Source organism: Amycolatopsis echigonensis, from assembly GCF_002846615.1.
Classification (GTDB): Bacteria; Actinomycetota; Actinomycetes; order Mycobacteriales; family Pseudonocardiaceae; genus Amycolatopsis; species Amycolatopsis echigonensis.
This window is the reverse complement of record NZ_PJMY01000003.1, coordinates 6,724,412-6,745,838: the sequence shown is the minus strand read 5'-3', so window position 1 is coordinate 6,745,838 and position 21,427 is coordinate 6,724,412. Positions and strand designations below refer to the sequence as shown.

The 21,427-nt window shown below is 70.0% G+C and carries 21 protein-coding genes; 11 read left to right on the top strand and 10 right to left on the bottom strand.

Going from position 1 to position 21,427, the window contains the following annotated elements; genetic code table 11:
* Positions 1 to 35: 35 nt before the first annotated feature.
* Positions 36 to 725: a DNA alkylation repair protein gene (locus tag ATK30_RS36935; protein ID WP_101439382.1), complete on the top strand. Its 690-nt coding sequence runs from the start codon at positions 36 to 38 to the stop codon at positions 723 to 725.
* Positions 726 to 830: 105 nt separating this feature from the next.
* Here the strand turns inward: ATK30_RS36935 and pheT are convergent, their stop codons facing one another.
* From pheT to infC, 7 genes are all read right to left on the bottom strand, one after another.
* Positions 831 to 3,401, bottom strand: a complete 2,571-nt coding sequence (gene pheT / locus ATK30_RS36930) for a phenylalanine--tRNA ligase subunit beta (RefSeq protein ID WP_101439381.1) — start codon at positions 3,399 to 3,401, stop codon at positions 831 to 833.
* The gene (gene pheS, locus ATK30_RS36925; RefSeq protein WP_101439380.1) at positions 3,401 to 4,456 is read right to left on the bottom strand and encodes a phenylalanine--tRNA ligase subunit alpha; all 1,056 of its coding nucleotides are present in this window, start codon (positions 4,454 to 4,456) and stop codon (positions 3,401 to 3,403) included. The genes pheT and pheS overlap by 1 nt, the downstream gene beginning before the upstream one ends.
* Before the next feature lie 587 nt (positions 4,457 to 5,043).
* Complete coding sequence (locus ATK30_RS36920; protein ID WP_244194839.1) at positions 5,044 to 5,664, bottom strand: AAA family ATPase; 621 nt, start codon at positions 5,662 to 5,664, stop codon at positions 5,044 to 5,046.
* 2 nt (positions 5,665 to 5,666) lie between these two features.
* Positions 5,667 to 6,455 carry a TrmH family RNA methyltransferase gene (locus tag ATK30_RS36915; protein ID WP_376772230.1) on the bottom strand — a complete coding sequence of 263 codons (789 nt, stop codon included), beginning with the start codon at positions 6,453 to 6,455 and terminating at the stop codon, positions 5,667 to 5,669.
* A gap of 8 nt (positions 6,456 to 6,463) precedes the next feature.
* Positions 6,464 to 6,841, bottom strand: coding sequence for a 50S ribosomal protein L20 (gene rplT, locus ATK30_RS36910; RefSeq protein WP_009079612.1), 378 nt, complete (start codon positions 6,839 to 6,841; stop codon positions 6,464 to 6,466).
* A gap of 64 nt (positions 6,842 to 6,905) precedes the next feature.
* A complete protein-coding gene (gene rpmI, locus ATK30_RS36905; RefSeq protein ID WP_101439379.1) occupies positions 6,906 to 7,100 on the bottom strand; it encodes a 50S ribosomal protein L35 in 195 nt (64 codons plus the stop codon).
* 80 nt (positions 7,101 to 7,180) lie between these two features.
* A complete protein-coding gene (infC, locus tag ATK30_RS36900) occupies positions 7,181 to 7,789 on the bottom strand; it encodes a translation initiation factor IF-3 (RefSeq protein ID WP_460431750.1) in 609 nt (202 codons plus the stop codon).
* A 227-nt stretch (positions 7,790 to 8,016) separates the two neighbouring features.
* Between infC and ATK30_RS36895 the strand changes: the two genes are divergently transcribed.
* The 3 genes from ATK30_RS36895 (at position 8,017) to ATK30_RS36885 (ending at position 10,586) form a co-directional block, all read left to right on the top strand.
* Positions 8,017 to 8,376: a DUF1844 domain-containing protein gene (locus tag ATK30_RS36895; protein ID WP_037370356.1), complete on the top strand. Its 360-nt coding sequence runs from the start codon at positions 8,017 to 8,019 to the stop codon at positions 8,374 to 8,376.
* A gap of 567 nt (positions 8,377 to 8,943) precedes the next feature.
* Positions 8,944 to 9,591, top strand: coding sequence for a GntR family transcriptional regulator (locus tag ATK30_RS36890; protein WP_369333440.1), 648 nt, complete (start codon positions 8,944 to 8,946; stop codon positions 9,589 to 9,591).
* Positions 9,588 to 10,586 carry a 1-aminocyclopropane-1-carboxylate deaminase gene (locus tag ATK30_RS36885; protein WP_101439376.1) on the top strand — a complete coding sequence of 333 codons (999 nt, stop codon included), beginning with the start codon at positions 9,588 to 9,590 and terminating at the stop codon, positions 10,584 to 10,586. The genes ATK30_RS36890 and ATK30_RS36885 overlap by 4 nt, the downstream gene beginning before the upstream one ends.
* 36 nt (positions 10,587 to 10,622) lie before the next feature.
* On the opposite strand, the gene ATK30_RS36880 is transcribed toward ATK30_RS36885, so the two are convergent.
* The 3 genes from ATK30_RS36880 to ATK30_RS36870 are packed head-to-tail and all read right to left on the bottom strand — an operon-like array spanning position 10,623 to position 12,702.
* Complete coding sequence (locus ATK30_RS36880; RefSeq protein WP_043828490.1) at positions 10,623 to 11,006, bottom strand: RidA family protein; 384 nt, start codon at positions 11,004 to 11,006, stop codon at positions 10,623 to 10,625.
* A complete protein-coding gene (locus tag ATK30_RS36875; protein ID WP_101439375.1) occupies positions 11,006 to 11,764 on the bottom strand; it encodes an IclR family transcriptional regulator in 759 nt (252 codons plus the stop codon). The genes ATK30_RS36880 and ATK30_RS36875 overlap by 1 nt, the downstream gene beginning before the upstream one ends.
* A complete protein-coding gene (locus ATK30_RS36870) occupies positions 11,761 to 12,702 on the bottom strand; it encodes a sugar kinase (RefSeq protein WP_244194965.1) in 942 nt (313 codons plus the stop codon). Before ATK30_RS36870 ends, ATK30_RS36875 begins: the two co-directional genes overlap by 4 nt.
* Positions 12,703 to 12,852: 150 nt before the next feature.
* Between ATK30_RS36870 and ATK30_RS36865 the strand changes: the two genes are divergently transcribed.
* From ATK30_RS36865 to ATK30_RS36835, 7 genes are all read left to right on the top strand, one after another.
* Positions 12,853 to 14,151 carry an amino acid deaminase gene (locus ATK30_RS36865; protein ID WP_101439374.1) on the top strand — a complete coding sequence of 433 codons (1,299 nt, stop codon included), beginning with the start codon at positions 12,853 to 12,855 and terminating at the stop codon, positions 14,149 to 14,151.
* Complete coding sequence (locus ATK30_RS36860) at positions 14,151 to 15,746, top strand: N-acyl-D-amino-acid deacylase family protein (protein WP_101439373.1); 1,596 nt, start codon at positions 14,151 to 14,153, stop codon at positions 15,744 to 15,746. The genes ATK30_RS36865 and ATK30_RS36860 overlap by 1 nt, the downstream gene beginning before the upstream one ends.
* Positions 15,743 to 17,134, top strand: coding sequence for a GntP family permease (locus ATK30_RS36855; protein WP_101439372.1), 1,392 nt, complete (start codon positions 15,743 to 15,745; stop codon positions 17,132 to 17,134). Before ATK30_RS36860 ends, ATK30_RS36855 begins: the two co-directional genes overlap by 4 nt.
* A gap of 31 nt (positions 17,135 to 17,165) precedes the next feature.
* On the top strand, positions 17,166 to 18,299 hold the full coding sequence (locus tag ATK30_RS36850) for a lactonase family protein (protein WP_101439371.1): 1,134 nt from the start codon (positions 17,166 to 17,168) through the stop codon (positions 18,297 to 18,299).
* A gap of 74 nt (positions 18,300 to 18,373) precedes the next feature.
* Complete coding sequence (locus tag ATK30_RS36845) at positions 18,374 to 19,657, top strand: extracellular solute-binding protein (protein ID WP_101439370.1); 1,284 nt, start codon at positions 18,374 to 18,376, stop codon at positions 19,655 to 19,657.
* Positions 19,658 to 19,660: 3 nt separating this feature from the next.
* Positions 19,661 to 20,581: a carbohydrate ABC transporter permease gene (locus tag ATK30_RS36840; protein ID WP_101439369.1), complete on the top strand. Its 921-nt coding sequence runs from the start codon at positions 19,661 to 19,663 to the stop codon at positions 20,579 to 20,581.
* Complete coding sequence (locus tag ATK30_RS36835; protein WP_183125373.1) at positions 20,572 to 21,426, top strand: carbohydrate ABC transporter permease; 855 nt, start codon at positions 20,572 to 20,574, stop codon at positions 21,424 to 21,426. The genes ATK30_RS36840 and ATK30_RS36835 overlap by 10 nt, the downstream gene beginning before the upstream one ends.
* Position 21,427: the final 1 nt, after the last annotated feature.

The window sequence follows — 21,427 nt, the reverse complement described above, 5'->3', positions numbered from 1 at the left end:
ATCGTCGGGATCCGAGACGACGGAGGTGGTCCTCAATGGACGCGAGCGAAGCGTTGCTCACGGCGGTGCGAACCGGGCTCGCCGAGCTTGCCGACCCGGTCAAAGCAGCGGAAATGCAGGCGTACATGAAATCCGAGATGCCGTTTCGCGGCGTGCCGAAGCCACCGCGCGGCAAGCTCATGAAGACGGTCCTGGCCGAGCATGTTCTGCCCGATCGAGTGACATACGCCGAGACCGTGCTCGCGTTATGGCGGGAGGCGGAGTTTCGCGAGGAGCGGTACGCGGCGATCGATCTTTCCGGGCACCGCGCCTATCGGCAGTGGCAAGACCCGGAACTGCTGGAGATGTACGACGAGCTGATCGTCGCCGGGGCGTGGTGGGACTACGTCGACGAGGTCGCGATCCGCCGCGTCGGGCCGATCCTGCGCGAGCACCGGGCGGCGGTCACGCCGGTTCTGCGTCGCTGGATGACAGACGCTGATCGCTGGCGCCGGCGAACGGCGGTCATCTGTCAGGTCAGCGCGAAGGGCGACGTGGACCAGAAGCTGCTCGCCGACGCGATCGAGGCGAACCTGGGCGATCGAGATTTCTTTCTGCGCAAGGGAATCGGCTGGGCGTTGCGAGACCATGCGCGCGTCGAGCCGGAGTGGGTCCGCGCGTTCGTCCGCGCGCACCCGGGATTGTCCCCGCTGTCTGTTCGGGAGGCGATGAAGCACCTCGGCTGACGTGAACCGTTTACGGCAAAGAAAGGAGGAATGCCATGACACCAGCGCTCCCCCGCCCCGGCTGACCGGCCGGTGGCCGGAGCGCGGGGCGGGGACAGCGTCGGATCAGGCGCGGAGCGTCGCTCCGAAGCGCTCGCCGGCTGCGGCGACCGCGGCGTCGCGGGCCTTGGTGGCCTCGTCGACGGTGAGGGTGCGATCCGCGGCGCGGAAGCGGAGCTTGTACGCCAGGGAACGCTTGCCTTCGCCGAGCTGCTCGCCGGTGTAGACGTCGAAGAGGGTGATCTCCTCGAGCAGTTCGCCGGCGCCTTCGCGGAGCACGTCGGCGAGGTCGGCGGACGGGACGTCCGTGCCGGCGACCAGGGCGACGTCCAGCAGCACCGGCGGGTAGGCCGAGATGCTGGGCGCCGGACGGGTGTCGGGCAGCGGGATCGCGTCCAGGTCGAGTTCCATGGCGACCGTGCGCGGCGGCAGGCCGAGGGCCTCGACGACCTTCGGGTGCAGTTCGCCCGCGTGGCCGACCGGCCAGTCGCCTACGCGCAGCTGGGCGCAGCGGCCCGGATGCCACGGCAGCAGGTCGGCGGCCTGCACCGTGAGCTGCACGCCGGAGGCCTCGGCCACCAGGCGCGCGGCCTGCACGGCATCGGCCCAGCCCGCCTGGCCGCCCTTGCCCCACCAGCCGGCGCGCGGGCGCTGGCCGCTGAGGACGACGGCGACGTGCACCGGCTGCGCGGGCACGGCGGCCTCCAGCACGGCGAGGTCCTCGTCGCTCGGGCGGTGCTCGACGCCGAGGTCGGGGACCTTGAGCTGATTCGGCTTCGGCAGCACGACCTGGCCGATGTGGAACAGCGACACGTCCTTCAAGCCGCGGGAAACGTTGCGCTGCAACGTTTCCAACAGGCCTGGCAGGAGGGTGGTCGCCATCCGGTCGTGGTCGGCTTCGAGCGGGTTCCGCACGCGCACGGTGGTGCGGCGGATGTCGTCCTCGGGCAGGCCGAAGGCGTCCCACACTGCGTCGCCGACGAACGGGAACGGGCGCACCTCGACGTAGCCCGCCTCGGCGAGCGCGCCGGACACCGCGCGGCGGCGGCGCTGCGCGTCGGTGAGACCGCGGCCCGCGGGCGCGGCGGGCAGGACCGACGGGATGCTGTCGTAGCCCTCGAGCCGCAGGACCTCCTCGACGAGGTCAGCGGGCTGCACGAGGTCGCCGCGCCAGCTCGGCGGGGTCGCGGTGACCAGGCCGACGCCCTGGTCGCTCGTGCTGAGCTGGACCTTGCAGCCGATCTGGCCGAGCCGACGCACCGTGACGCCGCGTTCGTAGCGGACGCCGGCGACCTGGTCGGGCAGGTTGATCGGCATGGTCACCGGGGCGTGCGGGGCGACGCCGCCGACGTCGGTGCGGCCCGGGCGGATCGCGCCGTCGCCGTACTGGCGCAGCAGCCGCGCGGCGAGTTCCACCGCGGCCGCGCACAGCGCCGGGTCGGTGTAGCGCTCGAAACGCTTCGCCGCCTCGGAGAACAGCTTGTGCCGGCGCGCGGTGCGGCTGATCGACGCCGGGTTCCAGTGCGCTGCCTCGAGAAGCACGTCCGTGCTCTCCGGGGTGATCTCCGTGCTGGCGCCGCCCATCGTGCCGGCGAGGGAGATGACGCCGCTGTCGTCGGCGATCACGATGTCGTCCGCGTCGAGGGTGCGCTCCACGTCGTCGAGCGTGGTGAGCTTCTCCCCCGCCTTCGCGCGGCGCACCACCAGGTCGCCCTGGATCGAGCTGGTCGCGAACGCGTGCAGCGGGTGGCCCAGCTCGAGCATCACGTAGTTGGTGACGTCGACCGCGAGCGAGATGGACCGGATGCCGGCCAGCATCAGCCGGCGGCGGATCCGCCACGGCGTCGGCGCGGTCGCGTCGAGGCCGGTGACCCGGCGCAGCACGAACCGCGGGCAGCCCTCGGGGTCCTCGACCCGGACCGGCCACGCCTCGCCCTCGGCTTCCGGGAAGTTGTCGAGCATCGCCGGGTCGCCGAACGGCACGTCGAGCGCGTTCGACAGTTCGCGCGCCAGGCCGCGGATCGACAGCGCGTAGCCGCGGTCCGGGGTCGGCGTGACCTCGATGACGGTGTCGTCGAGGCCGAGCAGGTCCTTGGCGTCGTCGCCCGGGCTCGCCGTGCCCGGCGGGAGCACGAGGATGCCGCTGTGGTCGTCGCCGAGGCCGAGTTCGGCCGCCGAGCAGATCATGCCGTCGCTGACCTTGCCGTAGGTCTTGCGCGCGGCGATCTCGAAATCGCCCGGCAGGACCACGCCCGGCAGCGCGACCACGACGAGGTCGCCCTCGGCGAAGTTGCGCGCGCCGCAGACGATGCCGCGCGTCTTGATGCCGTGCGGGCCCTCGTTCTCGAGCGGGCCGTCGTCCTCGTCTTCGTCCTCTTCGGACAGTTCCGCGTCGTCCGGCTCCGGGTCGGGTTCCTCGCCGACCTCGACGCGGCAGAACCGCACCGGCTTCTTGAAGCCGGTCAGCTCCTCGATCTCCGCGACGCGCCCGACCACGAGCGGGCCGGTCACCGGGCCGAGCTCGCTCAGCTCGTCGACCTCGATCCCGATCCGCACGAAGGCGTCGGCCAGGTCTTGCGGCGTGACGTCGGCATCCACCTCGAGATGCTCGGTCAGCCAGCTCACCGGGACTCGCACTACGCCTCCGTTCCGAAGGGAAGGGTGAACCGGACGTCGCCTTCGACCATGTCGCGCATGTCCGGGATGCCGTTGCGGAACTGCAGGGTCCGCTCGATGCCCATGCCGAACGCGAAGCCGGAGTACACCTCCGGGTCGACGCCGCACGCGCGCAGCACGTTCGGGTTGACCATGCCGCAGCCGCCCCATTCGACCCAGCCGGGGCCGCCCTTCTTCTCCTCGAACCAGACGTCGACCTCCGCCGACGGCTCGGTGAACGGGAAGAAGTGCGGGCGCAGCCGCGTCGTGGAGCTCTCGCCGAACATCGCGCGGGCGAACGCGTCGAGCGTGCCCTTGAGGTGCGCCATGGTGAGGCCCTTGTCGACGGCGAGGCCCTCGACCTGGGTGAACACCGGCGTGTGCGTGGAGTCGAGCTCGTCGGTGCGGTAGGTGCGGCCAGGGCACACGACGTACACCGGCAGATCGCGGTGCAGCAGGCTGCGGGCCTGCACCGGCGAGGTGTGCGTGCGCAGCACCAGGCCGGAGCCTTCGTCGCCAACGTAGAACGTGTCCTGCAGCTGGCGTGCCGGGTGGTCCTTGCCGAAGTTGAGCGCGTCGAAGTTGAACCACTCCGCCTCGAGCTCGGGTCCTTCGGCGACCTCGTAGCCCATGGCGACGAAAACGTCGGCGATGCGCTCGGACAGCGTGCTGATCGGGTGCCGGGCGCCGCGCGGGACCTGATCCCACGGCAACGTGACGTCGACGGCCTCCTCGCGGAGCACCCGCTCGTCGCGCTCGGCCTGCAATGCCGCACGGCGCGCGTCGAACGCGGACTGCACCGCCTGGCGGGCCTCGTTGACGCGCTTGCCCGCGTCGGCCTTCTCTTGCTTCGGCAGCGCGGCGATCTCCCGGCGCGCGAGCAGCACCGGCGACTGGTCCCCGAGATGGGCCGGTTTGACGGCGGCGAGCGCGTCCAGGTCGGCCGCGCCGGCGAAGGCGTCCTCGGCCGCCTTGATCGCCGCGCGCAGGGTTTCCGGTGCGAGCACGTCGACCGGCTTTTCTGTGGCTCCGGACATGACTCCTCGGCGTCCGCTGGGACTGGTGTTGTCGGCGGCACGCGGGCATGCCGCCGCACGTGCACATCGGGCAGCTCAGTCTAGGGGATCGGGCACGGGGCCCAGCCGCTCACCCTCCGCTTCCGGAGCGGCCGCGCCGGATCCGCCCCGTGATCACGACCGACCGTCGCCGCGGACCCGAACGGAGGTCAGCGAATCGGGTGAGGACCGCCCGTCGACCGGCTTGCCGCGGACATCTTCCCGGCGGGCTGGGGGCGGAGTTTCGGAGGTGGTCGGAAAGAGGACCGCGAGTCTGGACGTGGGATCGGCACCGGGGAGCGCGATGCGGCTCGTGCCGACGACCGAGTATGGCGGGAGACGCGGCCGGAGCCGTGACAAAGCTCTCGGCAGGATTCCAGCCGGTGGCGAGAGAGGACCTCAACGACGGCGAGTACAGCTGCGACGCGGCAGTCTCGGACTCGGCAGACACGCGGCAAGCCCGCAGTCAGCGGACGGATGACGACATGGCAGGACAATGCGGCTGGCGGCAATGAGCTGGCGACACGTCCAGCGACAGAGCTTCCCGCCGCAACGCGGAAACCGCCGGGTCAAAGGCGGAAGGCAGTCGTCACCTGGCGGAAAAGCTCGTCTTCCGTCATCGTGGTGTCGACCTCGATCGCTCGCACTCCGAGCCGCTCGGTTTCCTCCCGGAGGCGGCTCGTGAACAGGCGGTCCCGTTCGGCCAGGTTGCGAGCAGCCCGCGCCGGATCGCTGGTCTGCCAGACAAAACCCTCCCCCGGTGCGCTCCGGCCCTCGATCGCCGCGTGGCGGAACTCCGGCGTCGGCAGCAGCCAGACGGCCTGGTCCGCAACATCCAGCAGGGGCTTCACAAGGTGCGGCAGCAGCCGGAGCCCTTCGGCGACGCACGGTTCCGGCGGCAGGCGGAGGAGATCTTCGACGATCAGCCCGAAACCCTCGCCCCGGAACCAGTGGAACGTCTCCAGCATGACGTCCGGGGACCGCCGGACCCAGCGTTCGTCCATGTCCATGGCGAGGAACGCGTGCAGCATCGGAGCGGTGGAAGGGGTCGTGCGGGCGGCGTGGGCGCGCATGACGTCGTCGGTGGCGTAGTGGCGCCAGCCGTGGCGGGCGGCGAGGCGGCGGGCGATCGTCGATTTGCCCGCGCCGGGCGCGCCGCCGATCCAGTAGACGTGCCGGAGATCCCGCACGGTCAGCGGTGCGCGGCCATCGCTGCGGTGTAGACGCAGACTGCGGCGGCGGTGGCGAGGTTGAGGCTTTCCGCCTTGCCGTACAACGGGATCCGGACTGCTTCGTCGACCGCGGCCAGAACGTGCTCGGACAGGCCGTGTGCCTCGTTGCCGAAGATCCACGCCACCGGATCTCCGAAGTGGACAGTCTCCAGCGAAGTGGCGGCGTAACCGTGCGCGGCCAGCGTCCGGAGGCCGGCCGAGCGCAGTGCGGTCAGGACCGACGGGATATCGCGGGCTCGGGCCAGCGGGACCTGGAACGTGGACCCGGCGGCGGCGCGGACGCTCTTTCCGTTGTGCGGGTCGACGGTATCGCCAGCCAGGACGACGGCATCGGCGCCGGCGGCGTCGGCTACGCGGATCACGGTGCCTGCGTTGCCGGGTTCGGCGACATCCACGAGGACCACTACCAGCCGGGCCGAGTCCAGGACTGTCTCCAGTGGACGGTCGACGAGCGAGCAGACCGCGATGATTCCTTGCGGCGTCACGGTTTCCGACAGGCCCGCGGCCGCGCGGTCGGTGATCGGCGACACGCGCGGGGCGGCGGCGACCAGCTCAGGATGCGCGGCGGCGGCGCGTTCGGTGACGAACAGTTCGTGCACGGTCCCGTGGGACAGCGCCGACGTGACCGCGTTGACCCCTTCGGCCAGGAAGCGGCCGGTTTTCTCGCGTTCCGCGCGCCGGGTCAGTTTGCGCGCAGCAACGACCCGGGGGGTCCGTTCGGTGAACGGATCCGCCCCGGGCCGGAAAATGCTGCCGGTCAGGCCGACTTCGCTTCGCCGGTCGTGACGTTCGCCTTGGCGAGCTCGGCGAGCGCGGTGAAGGCGGCGGCGTCGTTGACCGCGAGGTCCGCGAGGATCTTGCGGTCCACCTCGACACCGGCGGCCTTCAGGCCCTGGATGAACCGGTTGTAGGTGACGCCGTTGGCGCGAGCGGCCGCGTTGATGCGGGTGATCCACAGCTGGCGGAAGTCACCCTTGCGCGCGCGGCGGTCGCGGTAGGCGTAGTTGAGCGAGTGGAGCGTCTGCTCCTTGGCCTTGCGGTACAGCCGCGAACGCTGGCCGCGGTAACCGCTGGCCAGTTCGAGAGTCGCGCGACGCTTCTTCTGGGCGTTGACCGCCCGCTTGACGCGTGCCACTGGTCCATCCTGTCGAATTCGGGGGGTGCGGGGACCCCGGGGTGGTCGGGAAAGGGTGCGGGCCTCAGCGGCCGAGCAGGCGCTTCACGCGGCTGACGTCGTTCTGGGCGACGTCCGTGGTGCCCTCGAGGCGCCGGGTGAGGCGGCTGGACTTCTTCTCCATCAGGTGGCGGCGGCCGGCCTTCTGGCGACGCAGCTTGCCCGAACCGGTGATGCGGACCCGCTTCGACGTGCCCTTGTGCGTCTTCATCTTCGGCATGGTTGTTCGTCCTCTTCCGTGCGGCGGCACACCGGAAAACCCGGTGTGCCGCTGACTGTGCTGGTCGGCGCCGGGGCGCGCTACGCCTCGGGAGCCGGTTCGGCCTTGACGGCCTTCGGCTTCACGTTCTTGTGCGGGGCCAGCACCATGATCATGTTGCGTCCGTCCTGCTTCGGCGACGATTCCACGAAGCCGAGCTCGGTGACGTCGTCGGCGAGCTTCTGCAGGAGCCGGAAACCGAGCTCCGGCCGGGACTGCTCGCGGCCGCGGAACATGATCGTGACCTTGACCTTGTTGCCCGCCGCCAGGAACCGCGACACGTGACCCTTCTTGGTCTCGTAGTCGTGCTGGTCGATCTTCGGACGCAGCTTCTGTTCCTTGATGACGGTGAGCTGCTGGTTGCGGCGGGACTCGCGGGCCTTCTGGGCGCTCTCGTACTTGAACTTGCCGAAGTCCATGAGCTTGGCCACGGGCGGGCGGGCCTGCGGGGCCACCTCGACGAGGTCGAGATCCGCCTCCTGCGCAAGCCGCAGCGCATCCTCGATCCGGACGATGCCGACCTGCTCGCCGTTGGGACCGACAAGCCGGACTTCCGGCACCCGGATGCGTTCGTTGATGCGTGTCTCGGAGCTGATGGGGCCTCCTTGGTCCGAGTGATGTTTTCTCGTTCGACCTGGTGCCCACACGATTCAGGCCCCGTCGCCGGCTGCTGCCGGTGCACGGGGCCCGCTCTGTCTCCGATCGCGCCCGGCCGGACGGCCGAACGCTTCGCCTCCGCAGTACGCTGCCTGAACGGCATGCACCACTTCGGCGAGACCGGACCCGGACACCTGAGGCGGTGACGCGGGTGGGAGCGGGGCTCCACTTGCCGCCCCCGATCGCTCGGGAGCTGGTCGCACGTGGAAGGGTACCAGACGTGTCTGAACAACCATCGCCACCGCCCCCGTATTCCCCCGACGACCGCGGGCTCGAGGAGATCCCGAGCGTCGAGGTGATCAGCCGCGCCGCGGTGATGCTGCTGTCCGCGGGCGCCGAGCGCCTCGGCCTCGCCGACGCCGACCCGGAGAACTCGCCGCACCGCGACCTCGACGAGGCGCGCCGCCTCATCACCGCGCTCGCCGGGCTCGTGACCGCCTCCGCGGAGTACCTCGGCCTGCACGCCGGACCGCTGCGCGACGGACTGCAGTCTCTGCAGAAGGCGTTCCGCGAGGCGTCGGTCGTGCCGGACCCGCCGGGCCAGGGACCGGGCGAGAAGTACACCGGGCCGGTTTACTGAGCCGGACCCCCTCTGCGCAAGAAGCACGAAGACCCGCCTCGCGGCATCGCCGGGCGGGTCTTCGCCGTTTCCGGCCTTGGACGGGCAGCGCCGGGGGCCTGTGACAGATGGCCGGTGGTCGACGGCGGGCGGGCAGGGGCGGGTGGCGATGGGCTAGGGGCGACGGCGGCTGGCCGAGGACGGTCGGCGGGCGGAAGCCAGGGCGTTCGACACGTCAGCCACTAGGGCGACGGCGCGTAGAGCGGTGCGGCATCAGGCCGCGCGACCGGCTGCCCGGCGGCTGTGCCACACCAGCCGCATGACTCGGCGCCCCAGCTGCCCAATCCCGCCGAATGCTCGACACCACCGCGCGAGCAGCGCTCGGCTATGCCACACCACGCCGCGCGGCCCCGCGACCCAACTGCCCGACCCGGGAACCGGATGCCCGGAACCACCGCGCGACCAGCGCCCCGGCTGCATGCCCCCAGAACCAGAGCCCCCGCCGCACCAGGTCGCGCCCGGCACCCGGCGATCCCCCGTCGTCCCGGGCCATTGCATCCATCGTGAGCAACATCTAACATGTTAGATGTGAGTGCACTCCCCAAGGTCTCCCGGCCGCTGCTGCGCGACGAGGCGTACGAGCGCATCCGGCACGCCATCATCGACGGCAGTCTTCCGCCGGGCACTCCGCTGCGCGACGCGGACCTCGCCGAACAGCTCGGGCTTTCCCGCGCCCCTGTCCGGCAGGCGCTGCTGCGGCTGGCCGAGGACCGGCTGGTCGTGTCGAAGCCGCAGAGTTACACGAGGGTCGCCGAGTTCGTCGCCGACGATGTCCGCGACGCGGTCCGGCTCGTGCGGGCGCTGCATGAGCTGGCCGTGCGCGAAGCGCTCCCCCGGCTCGGCACACAGCAGATCGCGGAAATGCGGGAAGCCAACGACCGGTTTCGCGCGGCCGTCGCGGCAGGGGACGTCGGCAGGGCGATCGAAGCGGACGACGAGCTGCACGACATTCCGGTGCGCGCGTGCGGGAACCGGGCGGTCGCGGCGACGCTCGACCGGTACACGCCGTTGCTGCGCCGTCTCGAATACGCGCGGTTCAGCTCGCTGCCCGCGCATCGCTCGGTCACCCGGCACGAAGAACTCATCGCCGCGCTGGAAGGCGGCGACGAAGCGGCCGCCGCGCGGCTCACTTCAACGATTTGGACCGACCTCGAAGCCCTCCTGGAGGACGCGTGAGCCTGGCTGATTTCCCCCGTTTCCCGTTGCTCGTCGGACCTTCGCCGGTGCACCGGCTGGACCGGCTGACCGAACACCTCGGCGGCGCGACCGTCTGGGCCAAGCGCGAGGACCTCAACTCCGGCCTCGCCTACGGCGGCAACAAGACGCGCAAGCTCGAATACCTCGTCGCCGACGCGCTGGCCCAAGGCGCGGACACGCTCGTCTCGATCGGTGGCGTCCAGTCGAACCACACCCGGCAGGTCGCGGCCTCGGCGGCGCGGGCCGGAATGAAAGCCGTGCTGGTGCAGGAAAGCTGGGTCGACTGGCACGATCCGCTGCACGACAAGGTCGGCAACATCCAGCTCTCGCGGATCCTCGGCGCGGACGTCCGGCTCGTCGACGCCGGGTTCGGCATCGGCTTCAAGGAGAGCTGGGAGCGGGCGCTGGCGGAGGTCGAGGCGAACGGCGGCACGCCGTACGCGATCCCGGCCGGAGCCTCGGACCACCGGCTCGGCGGGCTCGGCTTCGCGAACTGGGTGCTGGAACTGGAAGAGCAGGAACGCGAACTCGGCGTTTTCTTCGACACCGTCGTGGTGTGCTCGGTCACCGGCAGCACGCAGGCGGGGATGATCGCCGGAGCGGCCGTGAGCGGGAAGCCTCGGCGGATTCTGGGGATCGACGCGTCGGCGAAGCCGGACGAGACGCGCGAGCAGATCGGCCGGATCGCCAAGAGCACGGCGGAGCTGATCGGGGCCGGGCAGGTCGAAGAACCAGAACTCGACGAGCGTTATCACGCGGGCGTCTACGGCATTCCGGACGAGCGGACGCTCGACGCGATCCGGACCGCCGCGCGGCTGGAAGGCATGATCACCGACCCGGTGTACGAGGGGAAGTCGATGGCCGGGCTGATCGATCTCGTGCGCACCGGCGAAATCGCGAAGGATTCGAACGTGCTCTACGCGCATCTCGGCGGGCAGCCCGCGATCAACGCGTACACGAGCGTGCTCGGCTGAACCGGCTGCCCGGCCGCGGCCGGGCACCCGTGCGGCTCAGTCCAGGACGGCGAGCACGTCGATCTCGACCAGGAGACCGGCGGGCAGCCCGACGTACACCGTGGTGCGGGCCGCGTACGGGGCTTCGCCGATCAGCTCGTTGTAGACCTCGTTGAACGCGGCGAAGTGGCTGGTGTCGGTGAGGTACACGCGCACCATCACCGCGTCCGCGAAGCTCGAGCCCGCTTCTTCGAGCAGCGCGGTGAGGTTCTTGAACACCTGCCGGGTCTGGCTCACCACGTCGTCGCCGACGATCTCGCCGGTGGCCGGGTCGAACGCGACCGCGCCGGCGACCTGCAGGATGTTCCCCTTGCGGACGGCCTGCGAGAAGTTCGCCGGCGGCTTCGGCGCGTTCTCGCTGGTGATCGCCGTCTTGCCCATCATTGCCCCTTTCCGTTCCCCGTCCATCCACTGTGGACGGAAGCTTCCTCGGCGGCGGCCAGCAGCTCGGGCACGAGCGCCAGCAGCCCCTCGTAGTCCAGCAGGACCTTCGGCACCGACATCGACGCCGCGGCGAGCACCTCTCCGCCCGCGCCGCGCACCGGCGCGGATATGCAGTGGATGAAGTCCTCGTGCTCGGCATTGTCCACGGCGTACCCGCGCTCAGCGACCTGGTCGAGTTCGGCCAGGTACGCCTCGGGCGTGGTGATCGTGTTGGCGGTGAGCACGACGTAGTCGATCGAGCGGGCGATCTCCTCGCGTTTCGCCCTCGGCATCGCCGCGACGAGCACCTTGCCGACCGCGGTGCAGTGCAGCGGCGCGCGTTTGCCGACCCGCGAGTACATCCGGACCGCGTGGTGTCCCTCGAATTTGTCGATGTACACCACCTCGCCGTCCTCATAGGACGCCAGGTGCACGGTGTGCCCGGTGCGCGAGTTCAGCGCGGCGAGCGCGTCGTGCGAACTGCGCCGGACGTCGCGGTCCTCCAGTGCCTGGTTGGCGAGGTCGAAAAGCGCGCTGCCGAGCCGGTAGTGCCGGGCTCCTTCGCGCCGCACGAAATGGTGCGATTCGAGGGTGCGCAGCAGCCGCAGCACGGTCGTCTTGTGCACGCCGATCTCTTCGGCCAGCTCGTCGAGCGTCTTGCCGCCGCGGGCGAGACCGCTCAGCAGGGTCAGCGCGCGGTCGAGACTTTGGCTCACGTGACCACCACTCCCTCTCCGGTGAGCCGGAACGAACCCCAGCTGTCGGCGTCCGCCCGCACCAGTTTCGTCACGACGGCCTCGGCCAGCGGCACGCCGACGTCGTCCTGAGTCAACAGTGTGGCCGCAGCTTGCAGGTGGCCACGCCGGAGCCTGGTCAGGGGGTCAGCTCCGCGCAGGGTGGCGGCCAGGAACCCGGCGGCGAAGGCGTCTCCGGCACCGACCGGCTCGACCACGTCGACGCGAAGCGCGGGCGCGAACAGCGGTTCGGCCGAGCCCTCGACAAGCGTCGCACCGCGTTCCCCGTGCTTGACCACCAGCGTGCGCGGGCCGGGCAGAAGCGCGCGCAGCCGCGCCGGATCGCCGGTGCCCCACACGCGCTCCGCCTCGTCGTCGCCGGTCAGCACAAGATCGGCCTTCCCGGCCAGTTCGGCGAGGACGGACTGGTCGCGTCCGGCCCACAGCGCGGGGCGGTGATTGACGTCGAACGACACGAGCAGGTCGCCGCGCGGACGGTCGAGCAAGGCGCGGACGAGCGCGAGGCAGCTGTCCGAAAGCGCGGGCGTGATCCCGGAAAGGTGCAGTACGCGAACGCCGGAGAAGTCCAGCCGGGACACCAGTTCCGGACCCATGCCGGACGCGGCGGATCCCGAGCGGTAGTAGCGGACCGGACTGCCGCCCGCGCCGCTTTCCTTCACGTACAGCCCGGTCGGGCGGGTCGGGTCGACCACGACGCCGCGGACGTCCACGCCGGCCGACGCGATCTCGCGGACGAGCGCGCGGCCGAACGGGTCGTCGCCGACCGCGCTGACCCATCCGCTCGGCACGCCGAGGGCGGGCAGGTGGCACGCGACGTTCGACTCCGCGCCGCCGATGGTGCGCAGCCAGGTGCGCACCTCGTCCGGCGGGCCGGGTTCGGCGGGCACGAACAACGCCATCGATTCGCCGATGCAGAGCACTTCGGGCGACCCGGTCGGACTGCTGGTCACTGACGTTCCTTCCCCGTTGACCTGTGGCCACCCGGATGCTACACCTAGGCAACGCATTTTGCGCAACGTCCGTTGCAAGATACGCAACCGAGGTCCCAGATGAACAGCAACGCCGCTCTCACCGCCGCCGTCCGAGCCGGGCGCGGCGAACGGATCGACTGGCGCTTCCGCGCTCTCCCCCCGGCACTGTCCGGGCTCACTCTCGACGAAGCCGCGGCCCGCCGCGCGAAGCTCTTCGACGACGGCTTCTTCGGTCCGTTCGTGGCGCTCGACGCCGACGCCATGGAGCACAACCTCGCCACCATGGCCCGCTGGTGCGCCAAACGCGGCATCGCGCTCGCGCCGCACGGCAAGACGACGATGGCTCCGCAGCTGTTCGCCCGGCAGCTGGACCACGGCTCGTGGGGCATCACCGCGGCGAACGCCGGGCACATGCGGATCTACCGCGCGTTCGGCGTGGCGCGGATCCTGCTCGCGAATCAGCTCGTGGACCCGTCCGCGCTGCGCTGGCTGGCCGGCGAGCTGGCGGCGGATCCGGATTTCGAGTTCGTCTGCTGGGTCGACTCGGTGCGCAGTGTCGAGTTGATGACCGAGGCGCTCGCGGGTGCCGAACGGCCGGTCGATGTGCTGGTGGAGCTGGGCGGAGAAGGCGGCCGCACCGGGGTCCGTGACGCGGCGACCGCGCTCGCTGTCGCCGAAGCGGCGGCGAAGAGCCCGGTGCTGCGCCTGCGAGGCACGGGAGGGTACGAGGGCGCGCTGTCGCACCACACCGACGAAGCCGCGCTGGCGAAGATCAGTTCCTATGTGGACAGTCTGCGGGACGCGACGATCACCTTCGCGGAGAAGGGTTTGCTCGCCGACGGTCCGGTGTACGTCACCGCGGGCGGCAGCGCGTACTTCGACCGCGTCGTGGACGAGCTGACCAAGCCGTGGCCGGACGGTCTCGAAGTGGTCCCGATCCTGCGCAGCGGCGCGTACCTGACCCACGACGACGGCTTCTACCGCGAAATCTCGCCGCTCGGCGAACACCGGCGCATCACTGGCGTCGACAGCTTCCGTCCGGCGCTGCACGCATGGGCGCAGGTCACGTCGAAGCCGACACCGGAGCTGGCTCTGCTCACCGCGGGCAAGCGCGACCTGCCGTACGACGAGGGCATGCCCGAACCGCAGCTGCTGCGCAAGAACGGCGTGGTCACCGAACTAACCGGGCACAGCGTTCCGAAGCTCAACGACCAGCACGCGTTCCTCGAGCTTCCCGAAGGATCGCCGGTCGAGGTCGGCGACTGGGTGCGGCTCGGTCTCTCGCACCCGTGCACGACTTTCGACAAGTGGTCGTTGCTCCCGGTTGTCGACACTGACGGTGAGACAGTGGTCGACTTCGTGCGGACGTGGTTCTGATGGACACCGTGATCCGCGGCGCACGAGTCGCCGACGGAACCGGGGCCCCGCTGGAAATCCGCGACGTCGGGATCACCGGCGACCGCATCGCCGACGTCGCCGCGCCGGGAGAACTGACCGCGCCGCGCGTGCTCGACGCGACCGGGCAGGTCCTCTCCCCCGGCTTCATCGACATGCACTCGCATTCCGACCTGCAGGTGCTCGCCAACCCGGACCACCTCGCGAAAATCAGCCAGGGCGTGACCACCGAGGTGCTCGGCCAGGACGGTCTGTCCTACGCGCCGGTCAACGACGAAGTGCTCGCGAGCCTGCGCCAGCAGCTCGCCGGATGGAACGACGACCCGGCGGGCTTCGACTGGAACTGGCGCTCGGTCGGCGAGTACCTCGACCGGCTCGACCAGGGCATCGCGACGAACGCCGCGTACCTGGTCCCGCAGGGCACGGTGCGGATGCTGGTGGTGGGCTGGGAAGACCGGCCCGCCACCGACGCCGAACTGGCCCGGATGCGGGAACTGATCGCGACCGGTCTGGAGGAAGGCGCGTTCGGTCTGTCGTCCGGGCTCACCTACACCCCCGGGATGTACGCGACCACCGAGGAACTGGTCGAGCTGTGCCGCGTGGTCGGCGAGCGCGGCGGTTACTACAGCCCGCACCACCGCAGCTACGGCGCGGGCGCGCTGGAAGCGTTCGCGGAGATGGTCGACGTCTCCCGCCGCTCCGGCTGCCCGCTGCACCTCGCGCACGCGACGATGAACTTCTCCGTCAACAAGGGCAAAGCCCCGGATTTGCTGCGCCTGCTGGACAACGCGCTCGACGACGGCTGCGACATCACCCTCGACACGTACCCGTACCTGCCCGGCGCGACCTACCTGTCCGCGCTGCTGCCCAGCTGGTCCACCGAAGGCGGGCTGGAACCGACGCTCGCCCGGCTGTCCGATCCGGACACTCGCGAACGCATCCGGGCGGAGATCGAAGAGTCCGGTTCGGACGGTGCGCACGGCGTGCCGATCGACTGGGACGCCATCGAAATCAACGGCGTCCGCCGCGAGGAGAACGCCGCACTGGTGGGGCACAGCGTCCTCGCGTCCGCGCGCAAGAACGGGAAACCCCCGGCGGAGCTGTATTTCGACACGCTGATCGACGAAAAGCTCGGCACCTCCTGCCTCATGCACGTCGGGCACGAGGAGAACGTGCAGGCGATCATGCGGCACCGCACGCACACCGGCGGCTCGGACGGCCTGCTGGTCGGCGCGCGGCCGCATCCCCGCGCGTGGGGCACCTTCCCGCGGTATCTCGCCCGCTACGTCCGCGAACTGGGCGTTCTCGAACTGGCCGACTGCGTCGCGCACCTCACCGGGCGCGCGGCACGACGGCTGGGGCTGCCGGACCGGGGCCTCGTCCGGCCCGGTTACGCGGCCGATCTGGTGCTCTTCGACCCGGACACGGTCGCCGACACCGCGACGTTCGACAATCCGCGGCAGCCCGCCGCGGGCCTCTCCCACGTCTTCGTCAACGGCGTCGCCGCCCTCGAAGACGGAACCCCCACCGGCGCGCTCGCCGGGCATTCCCTCCGCCATCCCGGGAGTCGACGATGATTCACTGGCTGCAGACCAGCACGGCCGGTCTGCTCACGCTCGCCGCGGTGTCCATCGCGGTGCTGCTTTTCCTCATCATCAAGGTCAAGGTCGAACCGTTCATCGCCTTGATCGTGGTGGGCCTGCTCACCGCGCTGGCCGCGGGCGTGCCGGTCGGCACCCTGGTCGGCACCGCGCAGAAGACGTCGGATTCGCTGCTGGAGAAGGGCTTCGGCAGCATTCTCGGGCACATCGCGGCGATCATCGGGCTCGGCACGCTGCTCGGCTCGATCCTGGAGAAATCCGGCGGCGCGCGCGTGCTGACCGCGGCGTTGCTGCGGACGTTCGGCGAGAAACGCGCTCCGCTCGCGATGGGCCTGTCCGGTCTCATCTTCGGCATCCCGGTGTTCTTCGACATCGGCATTTTCGTGCTCGCGCCGCTGGTTTACGCCGCGGCGAAGCAGGGCGGCCGCTCCATCGTGCTGTACGCGATGCCGTTGCTGGCCGGGCTTTCCATCACGCACGCCTTCATCCCGCCGCACCCGGGGCCGGTCGCCGCGGCCGGGCTGCTGCACGTCGATCTCGGCTGGCTGATCCTGATGGGCGCGGTCTGCGGCATCCCGGCCTGGTTCATCGGCGGCATCCTGTACTCGACGTGGATCGGCAAGCGGGTGAATGTGCCGCTGGCCGAGGATTTCGCGAAACTCGCCGGGGAGGACGGCGAGCAGGAGGGTCCCGCGCCGTCGCTCAAGCTGGTCGGCGGGATCATCGCGGTGCCGCTGGTGCTGATCCTCGTCGGCACGTTCGGCAGCATCCTGCTGCCCAAGGGATCCACTGGCGCGGGCATCGCGGCGTTCCTCGGCACCCCGGCCATCGCGCTGACGATCGCGACCCTGCTCGCGTCGTGGCTGCTCGGCCACCGCCGCGGGATGAGCGGCGCGGATCTCGCCCAGCTGTCGGCCACCGCACTGCGCCCGGTCGCGATGATCCTTCTCGTGGTCGGCGCGGGTTCGTTCTTCGGCGCGGTGCTGTCCGCGACCGGCATCGGCAAGGCGGTGGCCGGTTCCCTCGGCGACGCCGGGCTTCCGGTGCTGCTGGCCGCGTACATCATCAGCTGCGGCATGCGCATCGCGCAGGGTTCCGCGACCGTCGCGATCGTGACCACGAGCGGCATCGTCGCGCCGACGGTGATGGAACTGCATTATTCGCAAGCACAATTGGCGCTGCTCGTGGTCGCGATCTCGGCCGGGTCGATCATCGCCTCGCACGTGAACGACGGCGGATTCTGGATCGTGTCGCGGTATTTCGGGCTCACCGTGACCCAGACGCTGAAAACCTGGACGGCTTTGGAAACAGTCCTTTCCTTGAGCGGTTTCGGTGTGGCAGCATTGGTGATGGCATTGGTCTGAACCACATCGGCACAGGTTCCGGGGGTATTCGATGACCGCGATTTCCCGCCGCACGTTCGTCGGAGCAGTCGGCGCGGCCGGGGCCGCCGCCGTGGTGGGCGCACAGCTCGCCACGGCAGCGTCCCGGCCGCGCGCGGCCACGACGGTGTACGTCGGCAGCTACACCACCAGCTCACCGTCCGGCCACGGGCTCGACGTCACCCAGCGAGCCGCGGGAAGCCCCGCGCTCACGCCGGTGCGCACGGTTCCGAAGCTGACCGACGTCTCCTGGTTCGACCGGACTCGCGACGGCCGGATCCTGTACGTCACCAACGAAAACGAGGGTGCCGAGACCGGAACGGTGTCCGCGCTGGACATCTCCGACCCGACCCGGCCGAAGCCGCTCGGGTCGGTGTCCTCGCAGGGCGGTTCGCCCACGCACCTTTCGGTGCACCCGAGCCAGAAGTACGTGCTGGCCGCCAATTACGACTCCGGCAGCGTCGTGGTGCTGCCGATCAAGTCCGGCGGCAACCTCGGCGCGGCGACTGATCTGCAGCAGCACCAAGGCAAAGAGCCGCACGCGCACCAGGTGGTCACCGACCCGTCCGGGAAGTGGGTGCTCACGGTCGACCTGGGCACCGACTCGGTGTACGTCTATTCGTTCGACACCGGCAAGGGAAAGCTGAAGCTGCACCAGCAGATCACCCTTCCCGCCGGTGCGGGACCGCGGCACCTCGCGTTCCACCCGAACGGCGAATTCGCTTACGTCGCCCAGGAACTGCGGCCGGAGATCACCGTCGCCAGCTGGGACGCCGCCACCGGCACGTTCAAGCCGATCGCCGTGGTGCCCGCGGTGCCGCCGGGCAGCACCGGCGACCTGTTCCCCGGCGAGATCGCCGTGTCGCGCGACGGAAAGTTCGTCTACGCCACCGTGCGCGGCCCGAACACCATCGACACGTTCACTGTCGCCGACGGCGGAGCGAAGCTCACCCTGGTCTCCTCAGCGCCGTCGGGCGGCAACTGGCCGCGGCACCTCGCGCTGGACCCGGGCGAAAACTGGTTCTACGTTTCCAACCAGCGCTCCGGCACTGTCACCTGGCTGCCGCGCGACCCGGCCACCGGCCTGCCCGGCAAGTCCGCGGGCTCGCTCGCGATCCCGAACGTCAACTCTGTCTTCTTCGTCTGAGAAAACCGGGGCTGTCACGCCGCATAGCCCCGTCTTTTCCGGTCTCCGACCGGTCCCCGCGACAGGAGTCACCGATGAAGCTGCGCTCTGTCCTGCCCGCTGTCGCCGCGCTGGCGTTGCTCGCCGCGTGCGCACCCGCTCAATCCGGTCCGGCCGGCGCCGGCGGAAACCAGACCGACGGCACGCTCCGGGTCTGGCTGTTCGACGAAGCGAACCGTGCGCCGAAGGAGGCCGCGGTCAAGGAAGCGAGCACCGAATTCGAGGCCAGCCACGCCGGCGTCAAGGTCGACGTGCAGTGGGTCCCGGTCGAAGGCCGGGCGGACAAGTTCTCCGGCGCGTTCAACGACCCGGCCAACGCCCCCGACGTCGCCGAATTCGGCAACACCGACGTCGCCAGCTACGCGCAGACCGGCGCGTTGTCCGATCTCGCCAAGGACATCTCGAACTGGTCAGACGGCAAAGACCTGCTTCCGTCCGTGGTGGACGCCGCGAAGGCCAACGGCAAGATCTACGGCATTCCCTGGTACACCGGCATCCGCGCGTTGTACTACCGTACCGACGTCTTCGCCGAACTCGGCCTCAAGCCGCCCACGACGCTCGCCGAACTAACGGACGACGCGCGCAAGATCCGCGCCGCCAAACCGGATCTGTACGGCATCGCCACCGGCGGCAAGTACACCTACGCGATGCTTCCGTTCATCTGGGCCAACGGCGGCGATCTGGCCAAACAGGACAATGGCAAGTGGACGTCCACTGTGGACTCCCCGCAGGCCGAGGCCGGCGTCACCGCGTACGCGAACCTGATCAAGGACGACATCTGCCCGCCCGCTGCCTGCGCCAACCTCACCGGCACGCAGAGCGTGACGGCGTTCGCCGGCGGCAAGGCCGGCATGGTGATCGGCGGCGACTTCAACCGCAAGGCCGTAGAAAAGGGCGCGGTCAAGGGCAAGTACGCAATCATGCCGCTGCCCGGCACCACGCCGAACTCGGTCGCGCCCGCGTTCGCCGGCGGCAACCTGCTCGGCGTGTTCGGCGCGAGCCAGCGACACGGCCTCGCGGTGCAGTTCGCCGAACTGCTGGCCGGCATCAAGTACCAGGAGAAGATGTACGCTGCGATGGGCAACCTGCCCACCCTCGCGTCGGTGCAGAAGAAGCTCGCCGCCAGCGACCCGACGCTGAAGGCGTTCGTGGACACCCTCGCCGCGGGCACGAAGTTCGTGCCCAGCACCCCGGCGTGGTCCAAGATCGACAGCCAGAACGTCCTGCCCACCGCGGTGCAGCAGATCGCGACCGGCGGCAAGGACGCGAACGCCGCGCTGGCCGACGCGGCCGCGGCGATGAACAAGAACTTCGGCTGACCCGTGGCCGCAGTCCGTTCCGCGACCGTCCGCCGCGACGGCCGCGCGGCCCTGAGGTACCTGCTGCCGGCGGGCATCCTGCTCGGCGCGCTGCTGGTGTACCCGATCTACCAGCTGGTCGTGATCTCGCTCTACGACTACGGCCAGCCGCAGGCGGCGGGCGCGGCGCCGCTGGTGTTCCTCGGCCTCGACAACTACGCGAACCTGCTCGCCGACGCCCAGTTCTGGACGGTTCTCGGCAAGACGGTCGGGTTCGCGGCCGCCTGCGTGCTCGGCAGCCTGGTCGTCGGCACGGCGCTCGCCGTACTGGCGAGCCGGGTCCGCGCGCTGCCGCGCACGCTGCTGTTCCTGGCGGCGCTCGGCGCGTGGGCGACCCCGGCGATCGCCGGCTCGTACGTCTGGCTGTTCCTCTTCGACACCGACTTCGGCCTGGTCAACGAGGTGCTCTCGGGCATCGGCTTCAGCGGGATGGCGCACCACTCCTGGACGTTCGGCACCTTCGGCACGTTCGGGCTGGTCGCCGCCGAGGTGATCTGGTGCTCGTTCCCGTTCGTGATGGTCACGATGTACGCCGGGATCAGCGGGGTGCCGAAGGAGACGCTGGAGGCGGCGGCGCTCGACGGCGCGTCGGTCTGGCGCACCTCGTGGTCGGTCGTCCTGCCCGCGGTGCGGCCGCTGCTGACCATCGCGACCGTGCAGTCGATCATCTGGGACTTCAAGGTGTTCACCCAGATCTACGTGATGACCAACGGCGGCGGTATCGCCGGCCGGAACCTGATCTTGAACGTCTACGCCTATCAGCAGGCGTTCGCCGGGCAGGAGTACGGGCTCGGCTCGGCGATCGGGGTCGTGATGACCTTGCTGCTGCTGTCGATCACCGGGCTCTACGTCCGGTCCCAGCGCCGGAGTGCCGCATGGCTGTGAAAGTGCGCCGCCCGGCGCGGCTCGTCGCTGAAATCGTCACCGTGGTGATCGCCGGGATCGTCGCGTTCCCGCTGTACTGGATGGTGCTCTCGGCGTTCAAACCGGCTGGCGAAATCCAGTCGGCGCATCCGAAACCGTGGACGTTCGCTCCGTCGCTGGACAGTTTCCAGCGCGTGCTCACGGTTTCCGGATTCGGCCGGTACTTCCTCAACAGCCTCGTGGTCGCGGTGGTCGTCGTGCTGCTGTCCCTGGTGCTGTCGTTCCTTTCCGCGGTGGCGCTCACGCGGTTCCGGTTCCGCGGCCGCGGAGTGCTGCTGGTGATGCTGCTGGTGGCGCAAATGGTTCCGGTGGAAGCGCTGACCATTCCGCTGTTCTTCCTGATGCGCTCGGTCGGCGGCACGGTGCCGGCGTTCGGGCTCAACGAACTGGGCTCGCTCGTGCTGGTGCACCTGGCGTTCAGCCTGCCGTTCGCGATCTGGATGCTGCGCGGGTTCGTCGCCGCGGTGCCCGCCGAACTGGAGGAAGCGGCCACTTTGGACGGTGCGTCGCGGATGCGGTTCACCTGGCAGATCCTGTTCCCGCTCGTCGCGCCCGGGCTCGTGGCGGTGAGCGTGCTGGCGTTCATCCACGCGTGGAACGACTTCCTGTTCGCCAAGACGTTCATCATCTCCAAGACCGAAAACCAGACTCTGCCGCAGGCGATCCTGGTGTTCTTCAAACCGGAGGACACCGACTGGGGCGCCGTGATGGCCTCGTCCACCCTGATGACGATTCCCGTGCTGGTGTTTTTCGTGCTGGTGCAACGGAGACTCGTCGGCGGGACGGCCGGGGCGGTGAAGGGATGAC

Coding starts and splice junctions, on each gene's coding strand:
- ATK30_RS36855 (WP_101439372.1), top strand. CDS start 15,743: ATGATTCACTGGCTGCAGACCAGCACGGCCGGTCTGCTCACGCTCGCC.
- pheS (WP_101439380.1), bottom strand. CDS start 4,456: ATGTCCGGAGCCACAGAAAAGCCGGTCGACGTGCTCGCACCGGAAACC.
- ATK30_RS36935 (WP_101439382.1), top strand. CDS start 36: ATGGACGCGAGCGAAGCGTTGCTCACGGCGGTGCGAACCGGGCTCGCC.
- ATK30_RS36870 (WP_244194965.1), bottom strand. CDS start 12,702: ATGGCGTTGTTCGTGCCCGCCGAACCCGGCCCGCCGGACGAGGTGCGC.
- ATK30_RS36860 (WP_101439373.1), top strand. CDS start 14,151: ATGGACACCGTGATCCGCGGCGCACGAGTCGCCGACGGAACCGGGGCC.
- ATK30_RS36845 (WP_101439370.1), top strand. CDS start 18,374: ATGAAGCTGCGCTCTGTCCTGCCCGCTGTCGCCGCGCTGGCGTTGCTC.
- rpmI (WP_101439379.1), bottom strand. CDS start 7,100: ATGCCGAAGATGAAGACGCACAAGGGCACGTCGAAGCGGGTCCGCATC.
- ATK30_RS36880 (WP_043828490.1), bottom strand. CDS start 11,006: ATGGGCAAGACGGCGATCACCAGCGAGAACGCGCCGAAGCCGCCGGCG.
- ATK30_RS36865 (WP_101439374.1), top strand. CDS start 12,853: ATGAACAGCAACGCCGCTCTCACCGCCGCCGTCCGAGCCGGGCGCGGC.
- ATK30_RS36850 (WP_101439371.1), top strand. CDS start 17,166: ATGACCGCGATTTCCCGCCGCACGTTCGTCGGAGCAGTCGGCGCGGCC.
- ATK30_RS36835 (WP_183125373.1), top strand. CDS start 20,572: ATGGCTGTGAAAGTGCGCCGCCCGGCGCGGCTCGTCGCTGAAATCGTC.